Origin of the sequence: Alteromonas sp. KC3, assembly GCF_016756315.1 — a bacterium.
Taxonomy (GTDB): Bacteria; Pseudomonadota; Gammaproteobacteria; order Enterobacterales; family Alteromonadaceae; genus Alteromonas.
This window is the reverse complement of record NZ_AP024235.1, coordinates 2,387,308-2,409,096: the sequence shown is the minus strand read 5'-3', so window position 1 is coordinate 2,409,096 and position 21,789 is coordinate 2,387,308. Positions and strand designations below refer to the sequence as shown.

The 21,789-nt window shown below is 44.0% G+C and carries 18 protein-coding genes; 13 read left to right on the top strand and 5 right to left on the bottom strand.

Annotated elements, in window-relative coordinates; translation table 11 throughout:
* Window positions 1–32: 32 nt before the first annotated feature.
* A complete protein-coding gene (locus JN178_RS20265) occupies window positions 33–155 on the bottom strand; it encodes a hypothetical protein (protein ID WP_269752143.1) in 123 nt (40 codons plus the stop codon).
* Window positions 156–212: 57 nt separating this feature from the next.
* Between JN178_RS20265 and JN178_RS10750 the strand changes: the two genes are divergently transcribed.
* From JN178_RS10750 to JN178_RS10740, 3 genes are read left to right on the top strand one after another with little or no spacing between them, the layout of a single operon-like run.
* Window positions 213–890: a TonB family protein gene (locus JN178_RS10750; RefSeq protein WP_202261573.1), complete on the top strand. Its 678-nt coding sequence runs from the start codon at window positions 213–215 to the stop codon at window positions 888–890.
* A gap of 10 nt (window positions 891–900) precedes the next feature.
* Window positions 901–1,542, top strand: a complete 642-nt coding sequence (locus JN178_RS10745) for an RNA polymerase sigma factor (RefSeq protein ID WP_202261572.1) — start codon at window positions 901–903, stop codon at window positions 1,540–1,542.
* A 1-nt stretch (window position 1,543) separates the two neighbouring features.
* Window positions 1,544–2,167 (top strand): hypothetical protein, encoded by a 624-nt coding sequence (locus JN178_RS10740; protein ID WP_202261571.1) that lies wholly within the window; start codon window positions 1,544–1,546, stop codon window positions 2,165–2,167.
* A gap of 70 nt (window positions 2,168–2,237) precedes the next feature.
* On the opposite strand, the gene JN178_RS10735 is transcribed toward JN178_RS10740, so the two are convergent.
* The gene (locus tag JN178_RS10735) at window positions 2,238–3,020 is read right to left on the bottom strand and encodes a glycosyltransferase family 25 protein (protein ID WP_202261570.1); all 783 of its coding nucleotides are present in this window, start codon (window positions 3,018–3,020) and stop codon (window positions 2,238–2,240) included.
* Between the two features lie 78 nt (window positions 3,021–3,098).
* Window positions 3,099–3,506: a cytidine deaminase gene (gene cdd / locus JN178_RS10730; protein WP_202261569.1), complete on the bottom strand. Its 408-nt coding sequence runs from the start codon at window positions 3,504–3,506 to the stop codon at window positions 3,099–3,101.
* 134 nt (window positions 3,507–3,640) lie between these two features.
* Here cdd and nlpI point away from each other — a divergent pair, with 134 nt between their 5' ends.
* Window positions 3,641–4,543, top strand: a complete 903-nt coding sequence (gene nlpI, locus JN178_RS10725) for a lipoprotein NlpI (protein WP_202261568.1) — start codon at window positions 3,641–3,643, stop codon at window positions 4,541–4,543.
* 12 nt (window positions 4,544–4,555) lie between these two features.
* Window positions 4,556–6,139: a sel1 repeat family protein gene (locus JN178_RS10720; protein WP_202261567.1), complete on the top strand. Its 1,584-nt coding sequence runs from the start codon at window positions 4,556–4,558 to the stop codon at window positions 6,137–6,139.
* 128 nt (window positions 6,140–6,267) lie between these two features.
* Here JN178_RS10720 and cysZ read toward each other — a convergent pair whose 3' ends face one another.
* Window positions 6,268–7,011 (bottom strand): sulfate transporter CysZ, encoded by a 744-nt coding sequence (gene cysZ / locus JN178_RS10715; protein WP_202261566.1) that lies wholly within the window; start codon window positions 7,009–7,011, stop codon window positions 6,268–6,270.
* A gap of 213 nt (window positions 7,012–7,224) precedes the next feature.
* Here cysZ and smc point away from each other — a divergent pair, with 213 nt between their 5' ends.
* From smc to ligA, 3 genes are all read left to right on the top strand, one after another.
* Window positions 7,225–10,725: a chromosome segregation protein SMC gene (smc, locus tag JN178_RS10710; RefSeq protein WP_202261565.1), complete on the top strand. Its 3,501-nt coding sequence runs from the start codon at window positions 7,225–7,227 to the stop codon at window positions 10,723–10,725.
* A gap of 20 nt (window positions 10,726–10,745) precedes the next feature.
* The gene (gene zipA, locus JN178_RS10705) at window positions 10,746–12,110 is read left to right on the top strand and encodes a cell division protein ZipA (protein WP_202261564.1); all 1,365 of its coding nucleotides are present in this window, start codon (window positions 10,746–10,748) and stop codon (window positions 12,108–12,110) included.
* Between the two features lie 228 nt (window positions 12,111–12,338).
* The gene (ligA, locus tag JN178_RS10700; protein WP_202261563.1) at window positions 12,339–14,375 is read left to right on the top strand and encodes an NAD-dependent DNA ligase LigA; all 2,037 of its coding nucleotides are present in this window, start codon (window positions 12,339–12,341) and stop codon (window positions 14,373–14,375) included.
* A 92-nt stretch (window positions 14,376–14,467) separates the two neighbouring features.
* Here ligA and JN178_RS10695 read toward each other — a convergent pair whose 3' ends face one another.
* Window positions 14,468–14,995, bottom strand: a complete 528-nt coding sequence (locus tag JN178_RS10695; RefSeq protein WP_159624292.1) for a DUF2062 domain-containing protein — start codon at window positions 14,993–14,995, stop codon at window positions 14,468–14,470.
* Window positions 14,996–15,088: 93 nt separating this feature from the next.
* On the opposite strand from JN178_RS10695, the gene JN178_RS10690 reads away from it, so the two are divergent.
* The 5 genes from JN178_RS10690 (at window position 15,089) to kdsB (ending at window position 21,753) form a co-directional block, all read left to right on the top strand.
* Entirely contained in the window at window positions 15,089–17,725 is a 2,637-nt protein-coding gene (locus JN178_RS10690) for a DNA internalization-related competence protein ComEC/Rec2 (RefSeq protein WP_202261562.1), read from the top strand.
* Between the two features lie 295 nt (window positions 17,726–18,020).
* Window positions 18,021–19,769 (top strand): lipid A export permease/ATP-binding protein MsbA, encoded by a 1,749-nt coding sequence (msbA, locus tag JN178_RS10685; protein WP_202261561.1) that lies wholly within the window; start codon window positions 18,021–18,023, stop codon window positions 19,767–19,769.
* On the top strand, window positions 19,766–20,791 hold the full coding sequence (gene lpxK, locus JN178_RS10680; RefSeq protein ID WP_202261560.1) for a tetraacyldisaccharide 4'-kinase: 1,026 nt from the start codon (window positions 19,766–19,768) through the stop codon (window positions 20,789–20,791). Before msbA ends, lpxK begins: the two co-directional genes overlap by 4 nt.
* A gap of 9 nt (window positions 20,792–20,800) precedes the next feature.
* The gene (locus tag JN178_RS10675; RefSeq protein WP_159624300.1) at window positions 20,801–20,995 is read left to right on the top strand and encodes a Trm112 family protein; all 195 of its coding nucleotides are present in this window, start codon (window positions 20,801–20,803) and stop codon (window positions 20,993–20,995) included.
* An 8-nt stretch (window positions 20,996–21,003) separates the two neighbouring features.
* Window positions 21,004–21,753, top strand: coding sequence for a 3-deoxy-manno-octulosonate cytidylyltransferase (gene kdsB, locus JN178_RS10670; protein WP_202261559.1), 750 nt, complete (start codon window positions 21,004–21,006; stop codon window positions 21,751–21,753).
* The last annotated feature ends 36 nt before the right edge of the window (window positions 21,754–21,789 follow it).

Here is a 21,789-nt window from a genome sequence, read left to right as displayed (position 1 = left end):
CAACGCAACGTAAAGGACTTAATATGAATTTCTTATTTAATGTTTTGATGTGGGTCGGCGTGGTGATTTTCGTTATTTTTATCGTGGGTTTCATGGCCGCAGCCAAAATGAATAGGCGACAAGACAGCGCGCGCGACAAAAAATAAATTTTTCATTTTATTTCACCCCTTTTGTATTTTTCCCTCGTTAAGTAGAAAAACGGGAGAAAAAACATGCAAACCATATCAATTACAAACCCGCTACTTCACAGCCAATCGTCATCGCAGTGGTTAACGCCAGTAAAAAAAGCAGGGAAGGCCACCTTGTTGCTGGGGGCTGGTGCCATAGTAACTTCAAGTTTGTTTGTTATGATGGCAGAACTGATAAAGCAGGACCAAGTTCAGGTTACTAGCACGCCAGTAGTTACAATAGACCCAATTATTTACCAAGGTGAAGAAGAGAAAACCATTGTAAGGCCCAAGATAAAGCCAATTGAAAAGGTGATTAAGACGCCGCCGACAAAGGTTGAGCCGCTTGAGCCGAACAATAATAGTACGGGAAATGAATACACGTTTAATACAACCGTACCTTCAAACGAATTAAATGTAGAGATTAATCTGAACTCAACCCAAGGCGATATGCAAGCAACGCCACAATTTAGAGTAGACCCAACATATCCAGTGGAAGCAAGCAGAGACGGTATAGAAGGGTGGGTTAAACTAGGGTTCAGTGTTACTGCTAGTGGCTCAGTGACTGACATTAGCATTATTGATTCAAAGCCTTCGAATGTGTTCAACCGAGCAGCCCGCAGAGCATTGAAAAAGTGGAAGTACAAGCCGCAAATAGTGGATGGCAAGCCTGTTGCTCAAACTAACATGGTAGTAGTATTAGATTTCAAGCTAGAACAATAAGGAATAGCCTATGAGTATAGGCGCAAGCTTACAGGGTATTTTTCGACGTTCAGTAAGAAGCGTTAATAACAAAGAAAAAAGCGCATCGAATAACGTAGTTAATGTCGATTGTAGTAGTGAACAAAATCAAATTGGTTTAAGCGAGCGTCTTATGCTTCAGTATCGCGATACGGCGAGTGATCAGGCGCTCTCCTCACTGTTTGATTTGCACAGCACAAAGCTGTATTACTTTTTAATGGTAATGTCAGATAAACAAACTGCTGAAGATATCGCGCAGCGAACCTGGATATTGGTTATCGAGAAAAGAGCCAGTTTTACTCATGCAAATAATTTTCAGGCATGGTTGTTTACTATAGGACGCAGAGCGCTTATTGACGAGTTTAGACGTACTTCAAAAATGACTTATGACAGTGAAGCAATAGATAATACCGCTACCTGTGATAATTCCAGTCAGCAACGAGACTATGATGAAGAGGATTTGGGGCGTTTGTTGTGCCAGTTACCGTACAAGCAAAAAGAAGTGCTTTCACTTCAGCTTGAAGGGTTCTCGTTAATGCAAATTAGCGAAATTTGTCGAGTGCCACAGGAAACGGTAAAAACGCGACTGCGCTATGCCCGTGATAACCTTAAATCATTAGTGGAGCGTGCATAATATGTCTATGTCAGATAAAGAGCTGCAAGACGCCTACAAGCAAAGCCAGCAGCGTCATGCGTTAAATAGCGATATGAAACAGCGTATTTTACAGCATAACGCTTTACACAAAACCCAAAGCGATTGGGGCATAAGCATCGAGAAATTTATAGCGTTGTTTGACTCGTCTGCGTTTAAGTTTAGTGCCGTTGCTTTTGCACTGATCGTTATGTTTGGCGTTTACAACGTAGGTAAATGGCAAACACAGCGCTTGGATACGCAAGGCACAGGAGACTTGGTGGTAAGTATTGTCAATTACCACGGGTTTGAGGGAGAGGGAGCGCAATACCGCACTGATAAGCATCGCGCTAAGTTTAATACCTACACCCAGAACTACTACGCCAGCCGCAGTTTGGCGCAAGCGGTAAGCGTGCAAGGTGCAACACTTTATGCCGATGATGGCAATTGGTTACTGATAAATTGTAAAGATGAGCAGGTGGTTGTTTCCGAAGGTCTTTTGGCGTCATTAAATACGCTAAAACGTATTGAAGGGGATATTAAAATTGGAACGCAAGTCGCTTTAGCGTTTGACGCTCAAGGCAAAATACTGGGTATTCGCCCGGCAACTAAGTCATTGATGTGTTGAAGATAAGGAAAGGAAAAACAAGGTGATAGCAAATATCACCTTGTTTCTCTTAAGCTAAGACCGTATTTGGCTAAGGCTGTATTTGGTCAACCGCTTTTTTTAAATTCGCGACTTGTTGGGCTACAGCCTTTTTGTTTAAGAAGTAACTTGTTAACTGCTGGCGCTTTCGATGCCAAAAGCGGCCAGATTTTTCTACCTTTCTATCAGCTATAGTGCTTTGATACGACAAGTCTTGTGCTACCGGATAGGGAAGTAGCGACAATACATTGACTCCGGTCTCCCAAAAATGCTGTATATCAACGTCAACCGGTCTACCGAAAGACTCAGATGACTGCAGCAATTTTTTGGCTGCCTCTTTTGTAATAGCAGATGCAGCGCAACCCGTCATTGGCTTAGTGTGAACCGTTAGGTTAAATTCATGACTAACCTTGACACTAAAGGCTTCTTTTCGTTGACGATCTTTATAAGCTGATAATTTTATGACGTCCCAATCAATGGGTAAATTATTAAGTGTGTCTATAGCAAGGTTTAAGTCACCAACCAGTTTAATGTCATCTTCTAACACAATGCCATAAGGTGCATCGCCCGACGCAATTTTCTCCCACGCTTTACGGTGACTTAAATAGCAGCCTATCTCGCAATCAGACAGTGCATGATGGTACTGCTCGTGGTTTAACGGTGTACTGTAATGTTTTTGCTTTGCCGCTTCAGATAGATCACTACCATACACTGCTGAAAGTCGCGTAAGTGTAAGATTTTGTTCGTTTAATCGACTTGTGCAGTTGTTTAAACGTTCTGTGCATTTATCCAAATTGATAAGGTAAATTGGCGGTTGTGAATTGGTTTCACTCATATGAGTTCCGTTTTTATTATTGTAATACTCAAAGTTATCGTTCATGGAAAAGTGTTCTGCGCTGCTTTTGCCGATGTACTACTTTTCTAAATCATGGGCTCTAAATGCATTGGGCAGTAGTTCCCCAATGGTGGTTTCGTGAACTTCACCACTTTGAGTAACCATGGTTACTTGCGTTTCATCGGGGGCAAATTCTGCTATTTTTTGTCGGCAACCACCACAAGGAAAGCAAAAATCTTCATTTGGGCTTGCAATTACAATGTGACTAATGCGTTTGTGACCATTGCTAACCATATTTCCAATAGCTGTTGCTTCGGCACACTGACCTAATGGGAACGCTGCGCTTTCTACATTACAGCCGGAAAAAACGTCGCCCGTTGGGGTAATAAGCGCTGCACCAACTTTAAAGTTAGAGTAGGGCGAGTGGGAGTTTTTTTGGGCTTGAAATGCGAGTTGAGAAAGTGAGTTGATATTATTTTTTGTCATAGCTACCTTGTGAACCACCTATTACGCTTTACTTTTATCATTAAATGCGAGAAGGTTGGCGGCATTCGAGCCGCGACACGCGTATACTTTGTAGTCAGGCGGTTTTTCTTTTTCTATAGAATACATTTTTTACCATGTGCAGAAACGTTAGTCTCATCTTTTTTTTCTTATTTGTTGCTATTTTGACCGGTTGTGCGCAAACACCGTCAATTGCCGAGCGTCCCCAAATGGGGAATTTGCTTTTAGCTGAACCAGCACCCATAAACCCCCGTTCAGAAATGGCAATTGCGCGCTACAATCAAGTATTGATGAGCCCAGCGCTTTCAGATACAGACAAGGCTGAACTGCATTTTCAACGAGGCATGCTGTATGACAGTGTAGGGCTCTCTGGATTGGCTCAGTTCGATTACACCCAAGCAATCAATCTTAAGCCCGATTTAGCAGAAGCGTATAATTCGATAGGCATACATTACATTCAGCAAAACGACTTCATTCAGGCGTACGAAGCGTTTGACTCTACCTTAGAAATTAATCCAGATTACGACTTCGCCTTTTTAAATCGCGGTATTGCGTTGTATTACGGCGGTCGCTCTGAACTGGCAACTTCTGATCTAGACACGTTTTTTTCCAAAGACGAAACAGACCCGTTTAGAGCACTATGGGCTTACTTTGCGCATCACGACATGTCAGATGAAATGGGAATGACATACCTTGCTACGGTTCGTCCTTCTCTTGATAACGAACATTGGGCAACCAGTATTGTGGATTTGTTCTTAGGTACTGTTGATGAAAATACGGTACTAAACTCGCTGCTTGATGGGGTCAGAAGTCAAAAAGGGCTAACAGACAGGTTGTGCGAGGCCTATTTCTATTTGGGCAAATATCATTCTCAAATGGGTAACAGAGGGATCGCGTCTAACTACTTCAAATTGGCCCTTAGCACTAACGTGTATGACTATGTTGAACATCGTTACGCCAGATTAGAGCTTAATCGTCTTCGTGAGCAAGCTAACGACGTGTCTAGCGACGACGAGTAAGCTTTAAGTCTTATGCGTGGTTTAGTATTGGCAGTTTTAGCACTGCTCATTGTTGCGGGGGATAGCGGTCGCTATGCCCCGCAATTAGTTTCTAATGGCTTAAGTGTTTTTGAGCCCCATGATGCTATTGACAGCAGCACACTCAAACATAGCGCTGGTCATGTCAATGCCGCCTTATCGCTATTGTGGGACGCATCTAATCAGGGAAATGAAAACGCCCAACAAGCCTTCCTTAATTTATTCAACAACGCATTCGAAAGCGATTTCTCAAACGGTACGGTAGAAAAAGATACCGCGACATATTGGCTTGAAAAGCTAGTAAAAATTGAAAATGCCGATGCGGCGTGGTTGTTGTATCAGATTTTGGGTGAAGAAGGCGCGTCGCAGCGTTTTATGCGCCTGGCGGCGATTGGTGACGTAGCGGAAGCGCAGCTCGCATTCGCAATGTCGAGCGAATCACCCGTAAAGCGTGAAAAATGGCTGGTGCGTGCAGCGTCGCAAGGTTATGTCCCTGCACAGGCGGCACTGGCCGACTGGTATTTACTGCACGGCCAGCAAGAGCTAGCTAAACCGTTACTTGAAGCTACTGCTACGCTCGATATGCAAAGCGCGTTTAAATACGGTCGCTTGTTGTGGGGTGAAGGCGCATACGCCGAGGCTAAAGTGCATATAACGCGAGCCGCGACACTTGGCCATGCACAAGCTAAACGAGCCGTGCATGTAATAGAAAAGTACAAACCAATATCTACAGATGAAGCAACCCGATATTCTTGGCAGCGAGCGAGCGCCAGTTCTAAGGCTTGCTTACAACGAATACAGCCGTTTGCGACGAGTTTAGCCACTATTATTCGCGCAGACTCGATATATGCAGATTTCACGAAAGACAACAGGCTAGATAACTTATCGTTGTGCGTAGCACCGCCTATCTGGTTAGCGCAAAATGTACTCGATTGCGACAAAAACTATAAAAGCAGTGGTGTATTAGGCTGTGATATCACGCCTTTGGCAACCATGGCGAAAACGCGAGAATTCAGTCACGCGGTGGTTTTTGCAGAGCAAGGTAAAGCCAATGTACAAAATGGTGTTATGTATCTTGATATTAGTGATGCTTACTCGGTGTTTGTTCATGAGTTAGCGCATTTTGCTGGCTTTGCTGATGAATATCCAATGGGTAGACGCATGGCTAATCGTTTGTGTGACGCACGTCAGATTGAGGATTTTGCGCCGCCAAATGTTGTTGTTGATAGCGAGTATTGGTATGCACCGCACAACACCGTGGCTAATTGGCTTGAGATCGATCCTGCTACTATCATAGCACCAGCTAAAACGTGTCTAGTTAGTGGTAAACAAGCTTACAAGCCTAGCCGACGTATTACGTTTATGGAGCACCACGACAGTGGGGTAATACCACCGCTTTACATTGTGCTTTGGGAGCAACAACTCAATAAGCAAAATGTGCAGCGTCCCATCTCGATGAACTTCTTTCAAGCGTTCCACAAAAGTGGTAATCAAGTGGAAGCGGCGCATTGGCTTTCAGAGTATGAAGCATACGTAAATGGTAGCCAAGCGGGCGATGAGACGGCAGATGCTGACTGAGATGAGGCTCTCTAGGCATCCGTAAACAACGGACTCAATACACTGATTGAGTCCGCTTGAAGTTGTTGACCAAAGTCTTCTACATGTAAGTGTGCAGAACTAAATGCTTTTGCAGAAAGTACCAAAAGTTAGCGCTGCTGATGTAATGTTGGTTTTAATTCATTTACCCACATCGCCGTTGCGCCGCATATGGCGACCGGCATCACAATGAAATTCACCACCGGGATAAGTGAAAAAACATTTACCATCATCCCAAATGTCATCGCCTTACCTTTGTGCTGGCCAAGGTGTAAGCGCATTTTAGTGAAGTCAACCTTATAATTGTCATAGGGGTAATCGCAGTATTGTATTGCCATCATCCATGCGTTAAAAAGAAACCACAGTATCTGGCCAATAACAGGCAAAAAGAAAAATAACAGTAAAAAGCCAATTGCCCGTGGCAAATACCAAACGAGTTTGGTGAGCTCTCTGCCAATGGTTCTGGGAATATCTTTCACCAGCGCCATCACGCCCTCGTCACCTAAATCTTGGCCTGTAAGGTGTCTCTCTACTTTTTCTGAAAGCACACCATTAAATGGGGCTGCTATCCAATTGGCTAGCGTGCCGAATATTAGCGCGAAAATGAGTAATACACTAATGACAGCAAGGGGCCAAAGGAAGAAACTAATGGCGGTTTTTACCCAACCCAACCATTCAGGCACAAGATCTATCACGTAGGCGATAGCCAATTCAATTTGACCAAACAGAAAATAAAACGCTAACGAAAACAGGATCAGGTTGATGGCAAGCGGCACAAAAACAAAACGCTTCAGGCCTTTTGTCTTAATCAATGAAAAGCCTTCGAAAAAATAATGTACACCACCTTGACTCATGCGCTCTCCCTACAAAGAATTGGTTAGTTATTGGGTGCTTTTTATCCCATTTTACGTTGACTGCGTCAGACACTGAAATGGTAATTGTTACAAGCTGTTAGATTTGGTACAGTCAAACGCATAATAACAAAAGAATAACCCCCGTGATTGTATCATTTTCAATTCGTTACCAAACACGCAGAAAAGCAAACGCTTATTTATTAAGGCGGGTTTGTGCGACTTAAAAAGATCAAATTGGCTGGCTTTAAATCCTTCGTCGAGCCAACTTCAATTCCTTTTCCTGGTGAAATGACCGCTATTGTCGGTCCAAATGGCTGTGGCAAGTCCAATGTGATCGACGCTGTGCGTTGGGTACTTGGTGAGAGTTCTGCAAAGAATTTGCGCGGCGATGCGATGACAGACGTTATTTTTAATGGCTCATCTTCTCGCAAACCGGTTGGACAGTGCAGTGTGGAGTTGGTATTTGATAATAGCGCGGGGCGAATAGCTGGTGAGTTTGCCAACTATAATGAGTTGTCGGTGAAGCGTCTTGTTACACGCGACGCGCAATCTACTTATTTCCTAAATGGCACAAAATGTCGTCGTCGTGATGTGACCGATTTGTTTTTAGGTACGGGCCTTGGCCCTCGTTCTTATGCCATCATAGAACAGGGCATGATATCGCGACTTATAGAGTCTAAACCGCAAGAGTTACGCGTGTTCATTGAAGAAGCGGCGGGTATTTCAAAGTATAAAGAACGGCGTCGCGAGACTGAGAATCGCATAAAGCATACCCATGACAACTTAGAGCGTTTAAACGATGTTCGCGATGAACTTGGTAAACAATTAGAGAAACTTCAGCGTCAAGCTGCAGCAGCAACTCGGTATAAAACGCTGCGTGCTCAGGCCAGAGAGCTTAAGGGACAATTAGCGGCTATTCGTTTTTTGAAAAACAGCGAACATATAGAGGCGCTACAAAAGCAGCAAAGCGCACTTCAGTTAGAAGTCGATGGGTTAGTGGCCCGCTTACAGGGTGATGAAGCTGGGTTAGAACAGTATAAAACCAAGCAAGTTGAAACTAAGCAAACCATCGATGATCTGCAACAACAGTTGTTCAATACTGGTACCGCAATAACTCGCTTAGAGCAAAATGCACTGCATGCAAAGCAACGCAAAAGTCAGATTGAACAAGAATTGGCAAGAGTTGATGAACAGCAGCAACTACTTAATGACTCTCTTAAGGAAGCGTCAGAGGCGTTAGCGGTATCGCGTGCAGAGTTAGACAATATTGAGCCGGAGCTGGAATTAAAAACTGCTGAACTTGAGCATGCAAGAGAGCGGTTTGAGGATGCAGAGCAAGAACTTCGAGAGTTTAACAGCCAAGCCCGCGACCAAGAGCAGGCGTATCATCAGCTAAAAAGTAACGTGCAACAATGCCATAGCCAAATTCAATCAACCATGAGCATGCAGCTACGTACATCTCAGCGAATAGGTGAGTTACAAGAAGAGCGCAATCAGCTAAATGAAGAAGATATCGTAGGCGACATTGAGCTTCTTGAAGAACAGTTCAATGAAGCTGAGTTGCAGGTTTTGGCGCAACAGGAAGCCGTCAGTAAGATAACAGATTCCCTTGCGTTACAGACCGAACGGGTTAAATCGCTTGAGAAAAACGCATTGGCCACACAGGGTGAATATCAGACCGCTCAATCCACCATTAAGGCCTTAAAAGCTCTGCAACTTGATGCAGCACAACAAGACGATGTGCGATTAGTTAATGTAGAAAGGCTATGGCAAAGTATTAATTCACCGTCGCATCTCGCACCTTGTGTTGAAGCAATTCTTACACATTTACATCAACCTTATGTGAGTGCGGTTCATTCGGCAGGTGATTTGCTTTCGCATTTAACTGCTATGCCAAGTGGAAGTCGTGTTTATGCGCAAAGCGCTTTTATCAATGAAGCACAGCCAGAAACCCTTGCGCATGCGCTACTAGAACATAATGCGTCTGTCCCTGCATTTTTTGATGAAATTGTCCTTTGTGAAAATGATGAAGCACTTACTCAAGTCATCGAAGGAGAACTTGAAAATACAAGTAGTTCCGGCGCGTCAACATGTAAAAGTGCGATTTCGTTTACCGGGCTTTGGGCAAGCACACAGTGGGTAGTAAGACCGGGTGCATTGAATGACGGTGTACTTCAGCGTAGCAATAAAATTGCCTTGCTAGAGTCTGAATTAGAAGAGTTAGAAACGCAAAAAGAAGACATTGAACAACAGCTCGATAGCGCAAAAGCTGCGCTTAAGCAATGTGAAGAGCAAAGAGGGGCTGCTCTGCGTGCACTTAGTGATGCTGAGAGCGGGCGCGATCAACTTCGAAACAAGCTTTCGCTTTTACAGATGCAACGACAACAGCAATCTCAACGAGCGCATAAAATTGATGAAGAGCTTGAAAAGCAAAACGCACTATTATCCAAAGAAGAAACACAACTTGCACAACTTTCAGAAAAGCTGGAGTTTCAGGAAGCGCAAATATTAGAGCATGAAGTACACATTGACGAAGTCAATGATAAGCGTGAATACAAAGAGCGGCAGGTTGGTGAATTACGTGCTTTGGTAGAATCATTAACCACCAAAAATCATGAGCTTGCGCTTAAAAAGCAACAATTAGAAAACCACCAGAATCTTTATGGTCAACAGGTTACGCGTAACGGTCAGCAGCAGGAAGAATACGGTAATGCCAAGATTCGTCTTACACAAGAACTTGCCCAAATAACGTCACCGCAAGAAATGCAGAATGCTGAGTTACAAGCAATGCTAGAAACCAAAGCTGAGCTTGAACAACGTAAAAGCGAGCTGCAAATTGTGCTTGAAGATATTGAGCAATGGCTTAGAGAGGCAGAGAAAGGCCATCAATCATTAGGTAAAGATATACAAGCAAGACAAACCAATATCGACAAACTCAATATTGATATTGAAGGCTACCGCGTTAGAGCGAATACCATTCTAGAGCAGCTAGATGAAACGCAGCAGTCGCTTAAGTCAATTTTAGAAACACTGCCCGAACATGCAGAAGAGAAACAGTGGCAAGAAGATTTAGAAAAGACACAGTCAAGTTTGCAACGTTTAGGTGCAGTAAACCTAGCTGCAGTGGAAGAGTTTGAAACGCAATCAGAGCGCAAGTCTCATCTTGATACGCAACACAACGATTTAACTGAGGCACTTGAAACGCTTCAATCGGCTATACGCAAAATAGATAAAGAAACGCGCACGCGGTTTTCAAGTACATTTGAACAGGTGAATGAAGACCTCAAAGCATTGTTTCCAAAAGTATTTGGTGGTGGTTCTGCGTATTTAGCGTTAACCGATGATGACTTGTTAGAAACAGGTGTTACCATTATGGCAAGACCACCTGGTAAGAAAAATAGCACTATTCACCTCTTAAGCGGTGGAGAAAAAGCATTAACCGCTTTATCATTGGTATTTGCTATTTTTAGATTAAATCCAGCGCCATTTTGTCTGTTGGATGAAGTAGATGCACCATTGGATGATGCAAATGTAGGGCGCTTTTGTAACTTGGTGTCAGAAATGTCACAAACAGTGCAGTTTATTTATATCACCCACAATAAAATAGCGATGGAGATGGCAAGCCATCTGACCGGTGTCACAATGGCGGAACCTGGCGTTTCGCGCATGGTCGCGGTAGATGTCGACGAGGCTGTAGCCTTCGCAGAAGCATAACAAAGGGCGAAAGAAATTAAATGGAAGATGAATTACGTCTATTTTTACTCCTTGGCGGTACCGTTTTTATCATTGGTGTTCTCGCCCACGGTATTTGGAAAATTCGCAAAAACAGCAAACCAGAAGAAAAAACACGTTTAGAGCCTAGGCAATGGCAAGAAGATGACGTGTCTTCTGAACAAGGGAATAGCGAAGGATTTGATGAGTTAGGCCTTGGTGAAGTACGTGTTGTAAATCGCACACCTGCAAGTGAAGTGTCGTATGACAACGACGAGCTTGTAGAAAGTGATATCGAAAACGTTGAGAAAGACAGCGATAATGCAACGATAAAAGAAGGGGCAGAAGGGCAAGCTGTTTCAAATAACAGCGGCGGCGATGATAGCCAATTGCACCGTGCGGATGAAAGCGATGTGCAGGCGAAACCCACTCCTGAACCAAGCCCTGAACCTAAATTGTACGGTTCTGTCGTATCTAACCCTAAGCCACATATGGCGGGTAACGCACGAAACGTAAACGACGCGGGGTCTTCTTCTAGTAATGTTGCAGAATTTCCAGAGCCGCCAGGGTTCCTGCTAAAAGAAGGTATTGACGAAGAGACACAAGAATCTCGTAGTGCTGGCGCCCCAGATGAAGGTGAATCGCGTCAAGAGCCCAAACTTTATGTAGATCCAACATCGCAGGCAAGCGTTGACGAACAGAGCGATGCACAAGTACGCGAAGTTGCCGACTTTAGCTTAGATGCACCACAGCAACCAGAACGTGTTGAGTTAGAAACACCTGATAGCCATCAAAAGCGTTTTTCTCGAACAAAGCGCACCAAGCCTGCATCGCGTAAGCGTGAAGAGCCTAATTTCGGCGACGATCAAATGCGCATCGATTTCGATGAAAGCGGTGAGGATGCGTTTAGTGCAAGCGATGATACAGGTTCGAATAAATCACCTCAGGCTAACATCGAACCAGAGGTGTTAGTGTTGAATGTGCGTGCGCCAGAAGATGCGCCAATTGCCGGAGCAGCGTTGTTACCAATGCTTTTAACACTTGGGTTTAAATTTGGCGATCAAGATATCTTCCATCGACATGTAAACTCAAATGGTAAAGGCCCCGTTTTGTTTAGCTTAGCTAATATGTTTAAGCCGGGTGTATTTGATATCGACAACTTGGAGAATTTTGAAACTCAAGGTGTGTCGTTATTTATGATTTTGCCTATTGAGGGTGATCCACATCAAGTGTTCAACATGATGCATAACGCTGCCCGTAAACTCGCAGACGAGTTTAATGCACAAGTACTTGATGGTCGCCGCAGTGTACTTACCAAGCAGGGGCTTCAACAGTACGTCGAAAAAATACGTGAATTTGAACGCAAGCGGATGATTGCGCGTAGTTAAACCTATAGGTAAACACGCTCAAACAGTAACGAACCTTTTTGTTAGCAGCGCGTTATCCTTTTATCATCAAAGGGACGTAGCACGATACCGAACGGAGGACTTGGCTTAGCCAGGTCCTTTTTAGTTTACTAACGACCACAGTAAACTGAAGAAAGTGAAGCGCTTGTGTGACCAACGTATTCAATATTTATTTTATCTTTAAAAACCAATTAGCGTGAAAGAGACTCTATGTCTGATAATTTAGAACAAGCTAAGCAGCAAGTAGCTGCGCTACGCAAAACCATTAATGACTACAACTATCAGTACTATGTGCTGGATGACCCAACAGTGCCTGATGCGGTTTATGACCGCGATATGCAAACGTTAATTGCGCTTGAAAAACAGTATCCAGAACTTCAAAGCCCCAATTCACCCAGTCAGAAGGTTGGCGGCGAGGCACTTTCGGCGTTCGAGCAAGTGTCGCATGAAGTGCCGATGCTATCGTTAGACAATGCGTTTGATGAAGCATCATTATTAGCGTTTGAAAAAAGGGTAAAAGATAGATTAAACGACACATCTACGCTCACGTTTGGTTGTGAACCCAAACTAGACGGTCTCGCGGTAAGTATTCTATACGAAGATGGAGAATTAGTGCGCGCAGCCACGCGTGGTGACGGTCAGGTTGGCGAGAACATTACGGCTAATGTTAGAACAATAATGAATGTACCGCTTACGCTTCGCGGAGATAGCTACCCTCAGCGTGTTGAGGTACGTGGTGAAGTCTTTATGCCTCGTGAAGGGTTTGAAAAGCTTAATGCGTATCAGCGAGAAAATGGCGGCAAAGTATTTGCGAATCCGAGGAATGCCGCTGCAGGAAGTCTTCGTCAACTCGACTCTAAAATTACTGCCAAAAGACCGTTAATGTTCTATGCCTATTCTCTTGGTGTGGTGCAACCAGAGTCTTTTGATTTACCAGAAACCCACAGTGAACGTCTTGCACAACTCGGTGAATGGGGATTGCCACTGTGTCCAGAAATGGATATTGCGCAAGGCGGTGAAGGATGTCTGGCTTACTACAACCGCATTTTAGACGTTCGCGATAACTTACCTTATGACATCGATGGCGTTGTGTTTAAAGTTAATCGCATTGACCTACAACGTCGACTTGGTTTTGTTGCACGTGCACCACGCTGGGCGATAGCTCAAAAATTTCCTGCTCAGGAAGAGGTTACTCGGTTACTAGATGTCGAGTTTCAAGTAGGTCGTACTGGTGCTATTACCCCTGTTGCTCGATTGGAACCGGTGTTTGTTGGTGGTGTTACTGTCTCAAACGCGACCCTTCACAACCAAGATGAGATAAACCGACTAGGCGTGAAAGTGGGCGATACTGTCGTCATTCGTCGTGCGGGTGATGTGATCCCACAAGTTGTATCAGTGGTTGAAGCAAACCGTACGGGCGATGAGACCCAGATAGTATTTCCGGTTCAATGTCCGGTTTGTGACTCACAGGTAGAGAAATTAGAAGATGAAGCTGTAGCGCGCTGCACAGGCGGACTTATTTGTGCAGCTCAGCGTAAACAGGCGCTTAAGCACTTCGCATCGCGTAAGGCATTCGACATTGATGGCTTGGGCGATAAACTGGTCGATCAACTGGTTGATGCAGACTTAGTGCATAGTCCGGCAGATTTCTTTACCTTATCGTTAGGCGAACTCATTGGCCTTGAAAGAATGGCGGAGAAGTCAGCAAGTAAGTTGTTGGCATCACTAGAAAGTGCCAAAACCACTACGTTAGCCAAGTTTCTCTATGCTTTGGGTATTAGGGAAGTGGGAGAGGCAACCGCTGCTAATCTTGCCGCGCATTTTGAAACACTCGATGCCATTCGCGAAGCTTCATTAGAGGCACTAGTCGATGTACAAGATGTAGGTGAGGTCGTTGCTGCTCATATTTTCAATTTCTTCAATGAAAGCCATAATACGGATGTGATAGACGCATTACTTCGAGAAGGTGTGAATTGGCCAGCCATTGAAAAACCGAATGCTGACAATTTACCACTAGAAGGCAAAACCTGTGTTATCACAGGTACACTCAGTGAAATGGGCCGCTCTGATGCAAAAGCGCGCTTGCAATTGTTGGGTGCGAAAGTCGCAGGCTCGGTAAGTAAGAATACCGATTTTTTAGTGGCAGGTGAAAAAGCAGGCTCTAAGCTGACCAAAGCACAAGAATTAGACGTAGAAGTGTGGGATGAAGCGGCGTTATTGGCCTTTCTTTCAGAACATGAGCGTTAATTAGGTTCGCTATCTAGGGCGAGCCAGCTTAATCAAAAAAAGCGTATCATTTTAAATGGTACGCTTTTTTATTTCTGCTGTTTTCTTTCTATTTATTGGGCTGTTTTCATACGCAGTTGTCTTCTGCGTTCCCACGCCTTTCTTACTTGGAATCGCCACACCCAGTTAAGTGAAAAATAGCCTAATAGACCAAAGAATACTGAGCAAATTCCACACCCGACAAGAAATGCTGGGCCGATGGTGTTAATGCTCTCTACCACCCACTGCCAACTGAATTGGAATTCAAAATGTTCAGGTTTGGTCCCAAGTACAGTAGTGCCGACCTTGTAGGCCCCATAGAATATTGGAGGAATAGTAAAGGGGTTTGTTACCCACACGGTTGCAACAGATAAGGGTAAATTAACGCGAAATGGAATTGCCATACCTGCTGACAGCCACATTTGAAAAGGTACCGGCCAAAAGGCAAAAAATAGTCCAATACCAAAGGCGCCAGCTGCCGAACGACGATTGAGATGCCATAAATTGGGTTCGTGGAGTACGCTTCCGAAAATCTTTAAGGCTTTGTTTTGCTTAATGCTTTGGTGATCTGGCAAAAAGCGGCGAATAAATTTTTTAGGCATAAATCTCAATGCATATCGACGATAAAAACAAAAAGGCATTCAACACAATTCCTGTGTTTCTGCCCACATAATTACCTATTGCTACGTAACAACATGAGTAATCGTATCACAATTTGGCTTACTTGTTTTTGCGCTAGCGCAATCAGTGCAGTGTTTTGGCCGTCATTGCCCAGTCAAGCGAGTATGGCCGTTTTGCTGGCGATAATCGTGATCCTTAGTGCAATATTATTATGTAAAACACGCTGCGACTACCTGTCTGGATATCTACACCGGCTTGCGTTGCCATACGTAATAGCGCACGGGGTGTTGGCAGGAGTGCTATGGCTGGCGAGTGTAGGGCATTTACACTACGCTTGGCAACTGCCAACAAGTAAAATTCAACAAGATGTCACAATTTTTGCGCGGGTATTGAGCGGTGGCTGCATACTAAATGCCAATGGCAAAGCGAATGCATTTTCAGCTGAACATAAAACTCACACTTACACAGTCGAAATAATACGCATAGAGCGTCAGTCACCAATTCAATTTATTTTTGGTGGTAAGGCTCCATATACAGTTGAGCAATTTACAACACCAAGGGCTCGCTTAACCCAATCTTTTATTACTTACGATGGCGACGCGCATACTATAGACACTGTTAAGTGCCTACAAGACAACGATGTATTTTCTGCTCGGGTTAAACTAAAACCCGCTTACGGCGTGTTAAACCCAGTGGGATTTAACCAGCAACAAATGCTCGTGAGTCAGAACATTCATTTCACTGGCTATATAAAAAAGGGCAGTGTTGAGGGAGTCGTGTCTTCCCCTTCAATTAGAAGTACACTTGCAAACGCGTTAGTGTCACTAGAGCTTGTGAACACCAAATGGTGGTTAGCACTATTATTAGGAATAAGAAACGAGTTACTGCCTGAAGATTGGACTATGCTTCAACACACAGGAACAGGGCACTTATTTAGTATTTCGGGTATGCATTTAGGCGTTATTGCCGCCAGTACATTTTTACTCTGTCATGTTGCCGTATTTTTGCTTAAATGGCTTCACTCGACCATTACTAACCTGCTGCGTCGAAGCATTGATGTTGGCGAGTTAAATCTGACTTCACATCTCATTGCAACAGAAAAGACCAGCAAAGTAAGCCACGTAGTTGCGCCTATTCGAGTCGTTGTTATTTTTATCGTTCTATTGTGCGCGTTTGGGTATACGTGCTTAAGTGGGATGTCACTACCTGTTGTCAGGGCGTTCGTATTGGTCTGTATTGTTGCGGCATTTTCCACGTTTAAATGGTCTGTGCGGCCCGTTCATGTCGGACTTGTCATGGTGGCAATGTCGATTGTGCTTTTCCCTTTGAGCATATTAAGCGCAAGTTTTTACTTAAGCATCTTTGCTGTATTGGTTATTTGGTATGTGGTCGTACGGTTTAACCTTTCCGCAAAGCCGCGATATGCTGCCGCTTTTCAACTGCAATTTATTTTATCCATAGTGATGGTGCCGCTTACGGTATTGTGGTTTGAAAGTGCGAGTATTATCAGCATAGTGGCAAACTTGGTCGCTGTACCTGTTATTACATGCTTGCTACCACTTTGTCTTTTAGCGCTTATTGCAGTGGCGGTTACCCAATATACTCACCCCAGTATTATTCATCTAGCCCAACAGATTTTATTGTATGCTGACCAGTGTCTATCTTACTTGCTTGAACTATTACGTTGGCTATCAGCACAACATTTTGCATTTGTTAACGTCACCTTTTCGACGCCACAAGCATGGTGTTGTGTGTTGTTGACAGCGATAGTCTTAGCGCCACACTTTCGTTTTAAAACTGTCTACGTTGTTGTACTTACTTTTTCGCTGTTGTCTCGTTTTTTCCCCACACACCCATCCATGTGGCAGCTACATGTACTTGATGCTGGACAGGCCTCGGCAATAGTAATAACAAAGGGCAATAGGGCGGTAGTGATAGACTCAGGTGCATCTTTCAATGGCAACGCAAGAACGGCTGAAAATGTACTTTTACCACTACTTGATCAATACAACATTAATGCAATCGATCATGTAGTGCATACCCACAGTGACAACGATCATGCCGGAGGACAGCAAGTTATTGAACGTTCGCTTGTTGCAATAGATGCCATATACTATTCACCGCGTACGGGTTGTGAGCGCGGAAAAGTTATTTATTGGCAATCGCTAACAATCAGGTTCTTATGGCCGCTACCCGGGAATCAAGAAGACTCTAATGCTCAGTCCTGTGTGGTGCGTATCAGTGATAACCGTAACCATGTGTTAATCGCAGGTGATATAGAGCGCGCTTCAGAATACGCGCTTTTGACCTTGCATAAAGCATCACAGACTTTGCCATTACTTAAGGCCAATGTGCTCGTTGCTCCGCATCACGGTAGCAACACATCTTCTACCGATGTATTTATAAAAGCTGTTTCACCAAATGTGGTTATTTTTACTCAAGGCTATGAAAATAGATGGGCATTCCCAGATGAAAACGTGGTGACGCGCTACCGTGATAATGATGTATCACAGTACTTAACCAGTACGCATGGGTATATAAACGTTGAATTTGATAGCCACGATAGTGCGCTTTGTCAAAGCAAGAGCGATAACGTCCATTGTGCCAGTCAATGGACGATGGAAACCCAAAGAATGCACAGACAAAAGCGATGGTATTTACCGGCTTATCATCCTAGTCACCTTTCTTTGTTATCTTTAAAATCAGATTAAGTGACCCCACTTACTCACATCGGCATTTTATTCTTTCAACTAGCCACATAACCCAGACGCGCTTATATAATAATTAGCGAGTGAATTTTGCCACGCTGGTGTTCATTGACGAAAGATATCGATGCCATGGTGAAACTATAAGCAATTTTGTTGCTATATTAGTGAATTAGCGTTTTTACGAGTACAATAACCGTGTACTGCTTGTTGTCATTTTGTATTACAGATGGTTACTAACAATGACAGCGGGCCACACGCACCACGTGGTCGTGCACAAGATTAAACAGGTTAAAAATTCATGCAGCAAGCCGACAATTCGGACTTACAAATTAAACGCTTTTTAGAATATCTAAAAGCGTACAAGATGCCTTTCTTATGTGCCATTATCGGCATGATCGGCTATTCAGCAGTTGATACTTTTGTGTTTGCACAGTTGCAACCGATGATTGATGAATCGTTAGGTAAGAATGACCACGAATACCTACGTCTTGCGGCCTATGCCATTGTGCCGTTATTTCTACTGCGCGGCTTTTTCAATTTTATGGGAAGTTACACCCTTAGCTGGATTGGTGCGCAGGTAGTGATGCGTATGCGTCAGCAATTATTTGATAAATACATTCACTTGCCCGTTGCGTTTCACGACAACCACGCAGTAGGTGGATTAATTAGTAAAGTGACTTACGACACCGAACAAGTGGCAAACGCCTCTGGAAAGGCGCTATTGACCTTAGTGCGAGAAGGCGCATTAGTGATCGGACTTTTGTGTGTTATGTTTTATTACTCGTGGCAACTGTCATTGATCTTTCTTTTAATCGGACCTCTTGTCGCAATTATTGTTTCCTTTGTTAGCAAACGATTTCGCGTTGTCAGCAAAAACATTCAGCAATCTATGGGCAACCTGACTTCATCTGTCGAGCAAGCGGTGAGAGGACATAAAGTTGTCATTATGTTTGGTGGCCAAGAGATTGAACGTGAGCGATTTAAACAAAAGAATAATCACAATCGCCAGCAGACTATGAAGCTGAATGTCACCTCTATCTTAAGTGTTTCTTCTATCCAAGTTATTGCCTCTATTGCGCTAGCTGTAGTGCTTTATATCGCAAGTACGCCAGGTATGCTTGAAGAACTGACCGCGGGTGTGTTCATAAACGTTGTGTTTTGTATGGTTATGCTATTAAAGCCGCTAAAACAATTGACGACTATCAACAATCAGTTCCAAAAAGGTATGGCAGCATGCGCGAGTATTTTTGAGATACTTGATGAGCACGATGAAGTGGATAAAGGTCAACAGACCTTTACGCGTGCCAAAGGTCATATTGAGTTTGATGATGTTACCTTTTCATACCCGGGTAAACAGAGTCCAGCGTTAAGCAACGTTACCTTTAATGCCAAGCCGGGCCAATCGATCGCATTAGTAGGGCGCTCTGGTAGCGGCAAGTCGACAATTTCGTCGTTGTTAACGCGCTTTTATGTGCCGCAGCAGGGGGAAATTCGACTTGATGGCGCTGCGCTGAACAGTATAGATCTTAAATCGTTAAGAGCACAGTTTGCTGTAGTGTCTCAAAATGTCACTTTGTTTAACGATAGCATCGCAAATAATATCGCCTACGGTGCCAAACAACATGTTTCAAGAGAACAAATCGAAGAGGCGGCTAAAATGGCACATGTGGAAGAGTTCTTAGCCAATCTTCCCGACGGCCTAGATACGGTAATTGGCGAGAACGGCCTTATGTTATCGGGTGGTCAGCGCCAACGTATAGCTATTGCACGCGCTATTTTGGCACAGGCGCCAATACTCATTCTGGATGAAGCCACATCTGCCCTTGATACGGAGTCGGAGCGACTCATTCAAGATGCCCTAGAGACACTACAAAAGCGTTGTACCAGTATTGTCGTTGCGCACCGCTTATCGACTATTGAAAATGCTGATTGCATTATGGTGGTTGAACAGGGGCGAATTATTGAGCAGGGCAAACATGGCGAGTTACTTGAAAAAGGTGGCCATTACGCACAGTTACACGCGTTACAATTTGGTGAGGCTAAGTGACAGACAAGCGCGAACAAACCGTTCACGATAAATGGTACAACGGTCATGCGCTAGTGTGGTTGCTAGCGCCATTGGCGTTGCTGTTTTTCTTTTTGTCTGGCGTGCGTCGACTTCTTTTTAAAAGCGGTATTAAAAAGCGCTTCAAGGCATCTGTACCTGTCATTGTGGTAGGCAACATTTCAGTTGGTGGTAACGGAAAAACGCCGGTCGTACTTGCACTGGCTGAGTACTACAAAAGTCGCGGTTTGAAAGTAGGGATTTTAAGTCGAGGTTATGGTGCTAAATCGCCGCAGTACCCTCGTGTGGTAACACATAATGATCCTGCTAACGAAGTGGGTGACGAGCCTCGATTACTAGCAGGCCGCAGTGGTTGTATTGTTGTTATCGATCCGGTTCGTTCGCGCGGTGCAGCAATGTTACAAAATGAATGTGGCTGCGACCTGATAATATGCGATGACGGGCTGCAACATTACGCATTACATCGTGATGTAGAGCTAGTGGTAATGGATGAACGGCTTGTGGGTAGTGGTTATTTGCTGCCGATGGGCCCGCTACGAGAAGGGCAGTGGCGTCTCGCTAACGTTGATGCCATTGTGCACAATGCACGCTCTCTGCCTTCATTTGACCAGTCGGTATCGCCACAATTTTTAATGTCACTCGAACCAAGTGATTTTGTGAACGTTGCCGATAGTAATAAAACAGCGACCAGAAATGAAATAAGTACACAAAACTGCAAGGCGATGGCGGGAATAGGCGACCCAAAGCGATTTTTCAATCAGTTAAAAGCAATGGGGATTACGTTAAACGAAGAACGTGCATTAGCCGACCATTTTGCTTTTTCAAGTAGTGACATACCATCAGGTAGAGTGCTTATGACTGAAAAAGATGCGGTTAAAGCAAGGGCGTTTGCTCATGATGATTGCTGGTATTTGCCAGTTACAGCCCGATTGTCTCCCGACTTTTACCAATTAGTAGACGCAAAACTGTTACGCGCAGGTTTAGCGTTAGACAATAACCAATAAGGAATAATAATGGCTTTTGATAAAAAGTTGCTAGAGGTACTTGCGTGCCCTGTATGTAAGGGAAAGCTGGTTCTAGACGATAATAACAACACATTGATCTGCCGATTTGACCGTTTAGCCTATGATATTAAAGATGGTATTCCGGTATTAATTGAAAGCAAAGCCAGCACGTTGTCTTTAGATGACGTAGACGCTACTCGATAGGTACAACTATGTCTTTTACTGTTGTCATTCCCGCACGATTTGGCTCAAGTCGTTTCCCAGGAAAGCCATTAGCCATGATTAATGGCAAACCCATGATACAGCATGTGGTGGAAAGGGCTGAAGAAGCAGGTGCCGATAAGATTATTGTCGCCACTGATGATTCGCGTATTCAGAATGCGGTGAGCGAGTTTGCATGTGTGTGTATGACATCACCTGATCATCAATCAGGTACAGAGCGCATTGCCGAAGTGTTGCAAAAAGAAAAGGTGGCGCCGGCGAGTATCGTCGTTAATGTGCAGGGAGATGAACCTTTTATTCCCGCCCAAAACATCAAACAAGTGGCTGATAATTTGGCGAGAGCAACTCAGTGCCAAATGGCAACGCTATCGACGCCGATAAATGACGCACAGGACGTATTTAATCCTAATATTGTTAAGGTTGTTGTAAACAGCCTTGGTGAGTCTATTTATTTTTCACGTTCGCCAATACCCTTTGAGCGAGACAGAATGATGGCTGAACCAACGTCGGCAAATACAGCATTATATCAACGACATATTGGCATTTATGCGTATCGCGCTCAGTATGTGCAGCAATATGTTGACTACACACCCAGTGCATTAGAACAAATAGAGTCATTGGAGCAGCTACGCGCTATTTGGTATGGCGATAAAATTCATTGTGAAACTGCGATTGCGCCACCTCCAATTGGAATTGATACACCTGAAGATCTAGAACGTCTTCTCAGCACTATAAATTAACAAAGCGTAATGTTGGTTTTTGGCCATTTTTTAAAA

Excerpts from the sequence above, each read along its gene's own strand:
- msbA (WP_202261561.1), top strand. The coding sequence starts at position 18,021 with ATGCAGCAAGCCGACAATTCGGACTTACAAATTAAACGCTTTTTAGAA.
- cysZ (WP_202261566.1), bottom strand. The coding sequence starts at position 7,011 with ATGAGTCAAGGTGGTGTACATTATTTTTTCGAAGGCTTTTCATTGATT.
- JN178_RS10735 (WP_202261570.1), bottom strand. The coding sequence starts at position 3,020 with ATGAGTGAAACCAATTCACAACCGCCAATTTACCTTATCAATTTGGAT.
- nlpI (WP_202261568.1), top strand. The coding sequence starts at position 3,641 with ATGTGCAGAAACGTTAGTCTCATCTTTTTTTTCTTATTTGTTGCTATT.
- cdd (WP_202261569.1), bottom strand. The coding sequence starts at position 3,506 with ATGACAAAAAATAATATCAACTCACTTTCTCAACTCGCATTTCAAGCC.
- JN178_RS10720 (WP_202261567.1), top strand. The coding sequence starts at position 4,556 with ATGCGTGGTTTAGTATTGGCAGTTTTAGCACTGCTCATTGTTGCGGGG.
- JN178_RS10695 (WP_159624292.1), bottom strand. The coding sequence starts at position 14,995 with ATGCCTAAAAAATTTATTCGCCGCTTTTTGCCAGATCACCAAAGCATT.
- JN178_RS10745 (WP_202261572.1), top strand. The coding sequence starts at position 901 with ATGAGTATAGGCGCAAGCTTACAGGGTATTTTTCGACGTTCAGTAAGA.
- ligA (WP_202261563.1), top strand. The coding sequence starts at position 12,339 with ATGTCTGATAATTTAGAACAAGCTAAGCAGCAAGTAGCTGCGCTACGC.
- zipA (WP_202261564.1), top strand. The coding sequence starts at position 10,746 with ATGGAAGATGAATTACGTCTATTTTTACTCCTTGGCGGTACCGTTTTT.
- JN178_RS10740 (WP_202261571.1), top strand. The coding sequence starts at position 1,544 with ATGTCTATGTCAGATAAAGAGCTGCAAGACGCCTACAAGCAAAGCCAG.
- JN178_RS10750 (WP_202261573.1), top strand. The coding sequence starts at position 213 with ATGCAAACCATATCAATTACAAACCCGCTACTTCACAGCCAATCGTCA.
- JN178_RS10690 (WP_202261562.1), top strand. The coding sequence starts at position 15,089 with ATGAGTAATCGTATCACAATTTGGCTTACTTGTTTTTGCGCTAGCGCA.
- JN178_RS20265 (WP_269752143.1), bottom strand. The coding sequence starts at position 155 with ATGAAAAATTTATTTTTTGTCGCGCGCGCTGTCTTGTCGCCTATTCAT.
- JN178_RS10675 (WP_159624300.1), top strand. The coding sequence starts at position 20,801 with ATGGCTTTTGATAAAAAGTTGCTAGAGGTACTTGCGTGCCCTGTATGT.
- kdsB (WP_202261559.1), top strand. The coding sequence starts at position 21,004 with ATGTCTTTTACTGTTGTCATTCCCGCACGATTTGGCTCAAGTCGTTTC.